This window comes from Oleiphilus sp. HI0061, assembly GCF_001635675.1.
This window is the reverse complement of sequence record NZ_LWFE01000546.1, coordinates 1-7,644: the sequence shown is the minus strand read 5'-3', so window position 1 is coordinate 7,644 and position 7,644 is coordinate 1. Positions and strand designations below refer to the sequence as shown.

Here is a 7,644-nt window from a genome sequence, read left to right as displayed (position 1 = left end):
GAATTTCCCTGTATTGGAACGCATCGCTAAATACGAACCTGAGATTAGTGCTCATCAGGGCTTCTTCGCTGCCTTGATGGCGACTTTTAAATTGAACAAGGATTGGGCCCCCTACGCGCCTTCAATTTTGTATCGTACTTTTGGCGCAGCCTTACCGGAGGATGCCGCATCTGCTGCGCTAATTCTTCCTTTAGCGATGGACTATGCTAGAAAACACGAGGCTGCCGTGAGGCGCGCAGGTGTAAAAGGTAATCAATTCACCTTAGGCGTTAATCTATTTCGGCAGATATTCAATAGTCGCTCTGGGTCGATAATTAGTAAACATACCTTTGATGAAATGTGGAAGTTTATTCGTAATAAAGATGGCCGCATTCACCTGGAAATTGATGAAGTGTTCTCGGAATTAAGAGGTCTGAACAATGGTTTGAAATTCGATGATGGCTATCCCTTTATTCTGATGGCTGGGGAAAGGCGCGCCTATAATTCAAACCAAATTTTTAGAAATCCAGCATGGCGTAAAGTTGATAAAGACGGCGCTTTACGTATTCACCCTGACGATGCAGAATCACTAGGTGTTGGCAAAGGGGATAAGCTGCTTTGTAAAACCGCGCAAGGCCAGCTCGAAGTGAGTGTCGAAATCGACGAGGGTGTTCGTCAGGGTATGGTTACCTTGCCTCACGGTTATGGTATGCGCTACAAAGATGGCGAGCCTAATGGCCCTGCTATAAACTTTTTAACAGCAGGTTCCCACTGTGATCCGTTTACTAAAACGCCTTATCATAAGTATGTACCGGCGCATTTAGAGAGAATAGCTTCCTAAGTTGTAGGCAGAGACTTTCACGGCTTGCGGGCGGGCTAGCACGTGGCAGATTCCAGCGAGGGGCGGAAGTCTCTGCCTACGGTCGGTATATATTGGTTTTGTACCCTGCAAGCCAAAAGAAAAAGCAGTTCAATATTATGGGTAGCCTTGTTATCGTAAAGCAAATAACTTGTTTCGATATCCAGGAAGCTCTGTCTTATGCTGAACGAAAATTATCCTTACTATCTTTCGAATAAAGCCGTTTTTGCCAATCAGGACTTGAAGGTCTATGACAAGTACAGTGGTGAATTGGCTTGTTCAGTTGCATTGGCAGAGAAACAGGCGATTGATCAAGCCATAGCAGCCGCTCAGGCAGCAACAAAACCCATGGCAAGTTTGGCGGCATTTGAGCGCCAGGCTGTATTGGATCATTGCGTTAAACGCTTTACTGAACGTTTTGATGAATTAGCCGAAGCGCTTTGTATCGAAGCAGGCAAACCCATCAGGGATGCGCAGGGTGAAGTGACGCGTTTAATTGATACCTTTCGTATTGCGGCAGAAGAGTCCACTCGCATCGCCGGTGAAGTTATTCCCATGGATATTAGCGCTCGCGCCAAGGGTTATTCAGGCATGAGTAAGCGAGTACCGATTGGCCCTTGCTCGTTTATCAGCCCTTTTAATTTCCCTTTGAACTTAGCCGCCCATAAAATTGCACCCGCGATTGCAGCGGGATGCCCATTCATACTCAAACCAGCCAGTTTAACCCCTGTGGGTGCTTTGTTAATTGCCGAGGTGCTTGCAGAAACGAATCTACCTGAAGGCGCATTTTCTGTCTTACCTTGCCATCGGGAAGGTGCCGGATTATTTACAGAAGATGAACGTTTGAAGTTACTAAGCTTTACCGGCTCACCAGATGTGGGCTGGGCCTTGAAAACTAAAGCAGGCAAAAAGAAAGTCGTCCTCGAATTAGGGGGAAATGCTGCTTGTGTCGTGGACCAGGATGCTGACATCGACGACGCCGTAGCGCGAATCGTTTTTGGTGCGTTCTACCAATCGGGGCAAAGTTGCATCGGTGTGCAGCGGGTTTACGTCCATGAAGAAATTTATCCGCTATTTAAAGATAAATTACTAAACGCTACGCGAGCACTGAAAATGGGTGACCCGAAAGATCCTTCAACCTTTATTGGCCCCATGATTTCGGAAGGCGAAGCTAAACGCCTGCAAGACTGGATTGACGAGGCAGTAGAAGCTGGCGCAAAGCTTTTATGCGGTGGCAAAAGGGAAGGTGTCATGATGCAAGCCTCCTTACTAGAAAGTGTTGGGAAAGGACAAAAGCTCCGAGAAGAAGAGGCCTTTGGGCCAGTAGCGATTCTTGAACGTTTTAATGACTTCGACGCGGTGCTGGAAGAAGTTAACGATAGCAAGTTCGGTCTGCAGGCAGGGATATTTACACGGGACTTATACAAGGCGAATAAAGCATGGGATATCCTCGAGGTTGGAGGCGTCATAATCGGCGATGTACCGTCCTGGCGTGTTGACCATATGCCTTATGGCGGAGTGAAAGACAGCGGCCTGGGTCGTGAAGGTATTAAGTATGCAATCGAAGACATGACTGAACAACGTTTACTGGTGATTCGCACGCCATAAATTGGATATATGATGCCCATAGGCAGAGGGTTTCATCCCCCTTGCGAGCCTCGGATGGATCTGCACAGGTTTTGGGCTTCACTTTCGCTTTATCGAACGTCCGGCTTTTTCTTCTAATGGCTTATCTGGCCATCTGTGTTTGGGGTAGCGGCCCTTCATATCCTTAGCGACTTCAAAGTAAGAGCTGTTCCAAAAGTTAGCGAGATCACTGGTGGTCTGGATAGGCCTCCTGGCCGGTGACAGCAATTCAAAACGTAAGGGAACGCGACCTTCAGCCAGGGTCGGAGAGCTTAGCTCGCCAAACACCTCTTGAAGCACAACTGAAACTGTTGGGCCTTGGTCACTGTCGTAGCGAATTGGAACACGTTTCTGACTTGGTGTTTGGTAATGCGTTGGGGCTTCGCTTTCGATGCGCTGCTGATCATTCCAGTCCAGGCAGCTTTTCACTAGCTCAAGAATGTTTACTTTTTTAAGTGCGTTCATACTGCTGACGCTAGATAAATAGGGTAGCAGCCAAGTCTCGATATCGTCGATTAAGCTTTGTTTTGACAAGCTTGGGAAGTTTTCAAGGTGTTGTCCTAGCCAGCTTGCTCGGGCCAGCCAGTCATCGCATTGCTGCGTCCAGTTTAAAACGCTTAAGCCTTGTTTCTTGACCAGCTGAGCCAGGCATTGGGTGAAGGCATCGTTTGGAATATTGCTGATGACTTGGCTATCTATGGTAATCGCGCCAATACGGGTTTGCATAGAGCCCGTTATTTTCTGCGTTTTAGGGTTGATCTCGAAACGTTCTTCTTCGTTGATATGCTCGGACAAGACTTCGAGAGCTGAGGCTTTGTCAATGGCTGCCGCGCTATAAATCCGGCCCTCTTTCTTCTGTGCATCGCAGTCAGCAATGACTAACCAAGGCTCATCAAAGAGTGAATCGTCTTCGTTGAGGTAAGCGCCTTTACCGTTCGCCATCAAATATTTGCCGTCTCCTGCTTGGCGCTGTTTGGCCAGTCGCTCAGGGAAGGCGATGAGTAAGAGTTTGCCAAGGTCTGCAGGGTAGATAGTCGGCTCAATATCTGCTTTCGAAGCGGCTAATTTTGCTAATTGCTTTTGCAGCGACTGAGTGCTTGAGAAGGCTTGCTCGACTCGTGAACGATGGAAGGCGTAGTCTTTAAGGGACTGTGCTTTGTCTCGGCCAAAATCCGACAGCGCGTTGAGACGTCTGGATATGTCGGTATCTCTATTATGGAGAAAGATATCTTGTTCAGAAAGCAGAGCGGCTAAGTTGCAAGCGACACGCTGATCTTCGGGCTTGTCGGTGCTTAACAACATACTTGCAAGGCGCGGGCTAACAGGTAGCTTTGCCGCGAGCTTGCCCAGTCGGGTGACCTGAGCTTGTTGATCCAGCAAACCGAGGTCTTTGAGTACTTGCATCGCGGCATTGTAATGCGCTTCCGGAGGCGCCGTGAGCCAGGGGATGCTCTGGTAGTTGTTATTTCCCCAAAGGCATAATTCTAAGCCGAGCTGAGTTAAGTCACTTATGCAGATTTCTTCGCTTTGAAAGTCACTCAGAGACTGTTGTTTGCTCTCGCTCCATAAGCGAATACAGTGGCCAGCCTGGGTTCTGCCTGCACGGCCCTGACGCTGTTCGGCCGATGCTTTGGATATGTACTTGGTTTCCAGACGACTCATACCGGAGCCAGCGTCATAACGCATTTGACGTTCAAGGCCACTGTCAATGACGCAGCGAATCCCTTCGATGGTCAAGCTGGTTTCGGCGATATTAGTGGCGAAAATAATCTTTCTTCGGCCTTGCTCGTCTTTCTGCAGAGCCTGCTCCTGTTTCTGAAGGCTTAGCCCGCCATAGAGTGGCAGAAGTAGCAGGTCATTGTCGGAATAACGTTCTTGCGCACTGGCTAGGCAGCGCTTAATTTCACCTTGGCCGGGGAGGAAGACCAGAATATCGCCGTGTGCATCATCTTGAAGCGCGCTTCGGATGGCTCTGAGAACTTGCTTATCGAGGTATTCATTAGGACTATTGGCGGCTTGATAGTCAGTAGCTACCGGGAATGTTCGCCCCGGGCATTCTACGATGGGGGCTGCGTTCATATAGTGTGAGAGCATTTGTGTATCGATGGTCGCAGACATGACCAGGAGCATCAAATCATCTCTAAGCGCTTGTTGAACTTCGAGACAAAGCATTAGTGATAAGTCACTATGAATTGAACGTTCGTGAAACTCATCGAAGATCACCAGGCCAATATCAGATAGCTCCGGGTCCTGCTGTAATCGTCGGGTGAGAATACCTTCAGTAACGACTTCGAGAACGGTGTTTTGCGACACATTTCGATCATTCTTGATCTGATAACCTATGCGTTCACCGACTTTCTCCCCAAGCTGTTTCGCGAGGTAGTAAGCAATGGCCTTAACGGCTACACGGCGAGGCTCCAGTAAAAGAATCTTTTTCCCTTGAAGTGCCAAGTCCTTGAGTAAGGCCAAAGGTAAAGCGGTTGATTTTCCCGCACCGGGTTCGGCTTGAAGTACTAATGCCTTATGTTCGCTCAGTTGAGCAATCACTTGAGGAAAAAACTGGGAAATGGGTAACAAAGACAGGGCTCCAGAATGACAGGCTTGCGTCATTTTATAAGATCCTGAGCGCAATAAAAGCCTTTAATTAAGTGAAACAGCAGCTTGTCTGGTTTTGTCAAAACGGGGTTTAGCGACTATATATAGTATCGAGTGAAGAACTATATATATAAAATCGGGTTAACAGCTCTATTTGGAGAATGATAATAATGCTAAAAAGAATTGCCCTATTTGTTACCATATTGATGCTGTTTTCTTCCCAGGGTTTTGCTGGTGGCGATGCACCTTATCCGGCCGACTGGCGTTCCTGGACATCGGTTTCTACCCCCTTGACCAGTATCGGTGCTCTACCAGGCTGTGACGCAGATGTAAGCAGTTTACCGCCTATTTATCAGGGAACGGTTGAGACATATTGCGGTGTTAGGCCAGAAGGCCCTGGTGCCGTTTCGGTATTGGTCGAGCCAAGTAAGACGGAGAGTTACAAGACCAAAGATGGAAAAATGGCCGATGGTGCATCGATGATTCTTCACCTTAAGGAATTAGGTATTCTTCTCGTTACTGGCCACAAAAGTGGTGACGCAGTTTATAGCGTTTTCAAAGAGGATGGAACGGACATTACTGCAGCGGACCCTGCCTCACCCTTGAGTGTAGAGACATGCTCGACTTGTCACTCAGGCTATGAAGCGTTTTGTGTCAAAGGCCAATGTGCTAGTGGGCAATAGCCGTAATGGTTTCTAAGTTATCAAGGACGGGTAAGTGACGATATGAACAAGCTATTCCAGATAGGCAATATTTTACTGCTATCGTTTATGGGTTTCGCTCTAGTGATTGTGTTATCACTTAGCTGGGTGCTCTACAGCAGTATGTACAATGCTGAAAGAGATAAGCTGATTCAGGTTAGTGAAGCTAGCCTAAAACCAATCGTTAATTTAGCAACACGCAGTGTCAATGGTGCCAACAAAATGAAACTGCGTAATAAAGATGCGCAATCTTTGTATGCGTCTTCAGGTTTGCTTTATTTGAAAATAGAAGGGATGTCTAAAGCGAGCCCCGCCTAGGCGTTTGCGAAAGCTCAGCCACCTCGTGCAATGGAATATGAGTACAGGGCTGAAATCGGGGGCGTGCAGCAAGCTTCTATAGACGAACTGCTCGCCAGTACTCATAAGCAATTTATTGATACAGAAGACTATTTATTTTTAAGCAGGTCGCCTCTGGATGAGGTGGAAAACGGAGCGCAAATTACGGCAGTATTTTCTGTGCTTAGTCTAGAAGGGATTCAGCGTCATATCTTGAAGGAAATGGCCTGGCCAGTGTTAGTAGTGACTGTGTTAGCTGCGATCTGCGCCTTACTTATCGGCCGACACATCTCCAAACCGATCTCTGATGCTTCGAGACAAATCAGCCATATTAGTCATACCTTAGATATGGGGCTCCGTGTTGAGTCCAGCTCACCCGTGATAGAAATAAATGGCATGGTACTAACCTTCAATAAATTTCTAGATCAAGTCGAAGGAATCATTAAGCAGTTAACTGAGCTGGTTGATCATATTAGCGAGGCATCAGAGTAATTGAGCTCTTTGACGATTAATACTCAAGATAGAATTAATCAACAGAAAGACCAATCTGAACGCGTTGCGACAGCGATTACACAGATGAGTGTGGCAGTATCTCATGTGACGGATAACGCGCATTCGGCAGCGGAAGCAGCGAAAGAAGCGAACTCCGAGGCCGAATCCGGGTCCCAAGTTGTTAATGTTGCGGTATCGGTGATTGATCAGCTAGCTGAAGGTGTCGAACATACAGCCGAGACCATACAGCGTGTTGAACAGGATACGCACAACATAAGTACCGTGTTAGATTTTATTCGAGGCATCGCTGATCAAACAAACTTACTAGCCTTGAATGCCTCCATCGAGTCGGCTCGTGCAGGAGATAGTGGTCGCGGCTTTGCCGTCGTTGCAGATGAAGTGCGTACCTTGGCGAGTCAGACACAGAAATCGACTGAAGAAATTCAGCACTTGGTTCAGCAGCTACAGGCGGGTACCGAAGGTGCAACTGAGTCAATAGCTTTAGGCCAAGAAATGGCTAAAGACAGCGTGGAAAAAGCTCGAGACGCTGATAATTCCTTGCAAGCAATCACCCGAAGTGCTCACACGATCAGTGATATGAATGCGCAAATAGCGACGAGCGCAGCAGAGCAAGCAGAGGTGACAGAAAGCGTTAGCCGAAGTATTAATGAGATTTCTGAGCTGTCAGAACAAATTGCTACTGACTCCCATAACTTTGCCAATTCCAGTGCACAGCTTGGTGAGCTAGCCGCTCAACTTAAACAGCACATCGAAAAGTTTAAATTGGGATAAATCCAGCGTTGGCAGAGGGTTTCATCCCTCGCTGGATTAACCCTGTGCTTGCCCGCTTGCGAGCCGAGGAAGGCTGTGCATACATCTATGCTGCGAAGTGTTTTTCATCCAGCAGAAGCTAATCGAATAATCTCTGGATAACCCTTTTCCACCAACGCCTCTTCATTACTCTTATAAAATCCACGTAGCTTAAGAATGCGATGCATTTCAGATAGTCGATAGCTGGGAACGGTTGGGAGCAAATGATGTTCGCAGTGATAGTTC

The 7,644-nt window shown here is 47.5% G+C and carries 8 protein-coding genes; 6 read left to right on the top strand and 2 right to left on the bottom strand.

What is annotated here, in order from left to right; translation table 11 throughout:
* Together A3735_RS07165 and A3735_RS07160 are read left to right on the top strand one after the other, a co-directional pair.
* A partial coding sequence (locus tag A3735_RS07165; RefSeq protein ID WP_304439974.1) for a molybdopterin dinucleotide binding domain-containing protein occupies positions 1–820 on the top strand: 820 nt, incomplete at its 5' end.
* A 198-nt stretch (positions 821–1,018) separates the two neighbouring features.
* Complete coding sequence (locus A3735_RS07160; RefSeq protein WP_068514373.1) at positions 1,019–2,446, top strand: aldehyde dehydrogenase family protein; 1,428 nt, start codon at positions 1,019–1,021, stop codon at positions 2,444–2,446.
* Between the two features lie 78 nt (positions 2,447–2,524).
* On the opposite strand, the gene hrpB is transcribed toward A3735_RS07160, so the two are convergent.
* Positions 2,525–5,074 carry an ATP-dependent helicase HrpB gene (hrpB, locus tag A3735_RS07155; RefSeq protein WP_197476300.1) on the bottom strand — a complete coding sequence of 850 codons (2,550 nt, stop codon included), beginning with the start codon at positions 5,072–5,074 and terminating at the stop codon, positions 2,525–2,527.
* A 155-nt stretch (positions 5,075–5,229) separates the two neighbouring features.
* Here hrpB and A3735_RS07150 point away from each other — a divergent pair, with 155 nt between their 5' ends.
* The 4 genes from A3735_RS07150 to A3735_RS07135 are packed head-to-tail and all read left to right on the top strand — an operon-like array spanning position 5,230 to position 7,380.
* On the top strand, positions 5,230–5,742 hold the full coding sequence (locus A3735_RS07150) for a hypothetical protein (RefSeq protein ID WP_068507760.1): 513 nt from the start codon (positions 5,230–5,232) through the stop codon (positions 5,740–5,742).
* A gap of 42 nt (positions 5,743–5,784) precedes the next feature.
* On the top strand, positions 5,785–6,078 hold the full coding sequence (locus A3735_RS07145; protein WP_068514376.1) for a hypothetical protein: 294 nt from the start codon (positions 5,785–5,787) through the stop codon (positions 6,076–6,078).
* Positions 6,079–6,108: 30 nt separating this feature from the next.
* Positions 6,109–6,588 (top strand): methyl-accepting chemotaxis protein, encoded by a 480-nt coding sequence (locus A3735_RS07140; protein ID WP_068514378.1) that lies wholly within the window; start codon positions 6,109–6,111, stop codon positions 6,586–6,588.
* The gene (locus A3735_RS07135) at positions 6,589–7,380 is read left to right on the top strand and encodes a methyl-accepting chemotaxis protein (RefSeq protein ID WP_068514380.1); all 792 of its coding nucleotides are present in this window, start codon (positions 6,589–6,591) and stop codon (positions 7,378–7,380) included. It begins immediately after the preceding gene.
* A gap of 104 nt (positions 7,381–7,484) precedes the next feature.
* Here the strand turns inward: A3735_RS07135 and A3735_RS32490 are convergent.
* Positions 7,485–7,644: fatty acid desaturase (locus tag A3735_RS32490; protein WP_197485732.1), on the bottom strand; the 160-nt coding region annotated here is incomplete at its 5' end.

Coding starts and splice junctions, on each gene's coding strand:
- A3735_RS07160 (WP_068514373.1), top strand. CDS start 1,019: ATGCTGAACGAAAATTATCCTTACTATCTTTCGAATAAAGCCGTTTTT.
- hrpB (WP_197476300.1), bottom strand. CDS start 5,074: ATGACGCAAGCCTGTCATTCTGGAGCCCTGTCTTTGTTACCCATTTCC.
- A3735_RS07150 (WP_068507760.1), top strand. CDS start 5,230: ATGCTAAAAAGAATTGCCCTATTTGTTACCATATTGATGCTGTTTTCT.
- A3735_RS07145 (WP_068514376.1), top strand. CDS start 5,785: ATGAACAAGCTATTCCAGATAGGCAATATTTTACTGCTATCGTTTATG.
- A3735_RS07140 (WP_068514378.1), top strand. CDS start 6,109: ATGGAATATGAGTACAGGGCTGAAATCGGGGGCGTGCAGCAAGCTTCT.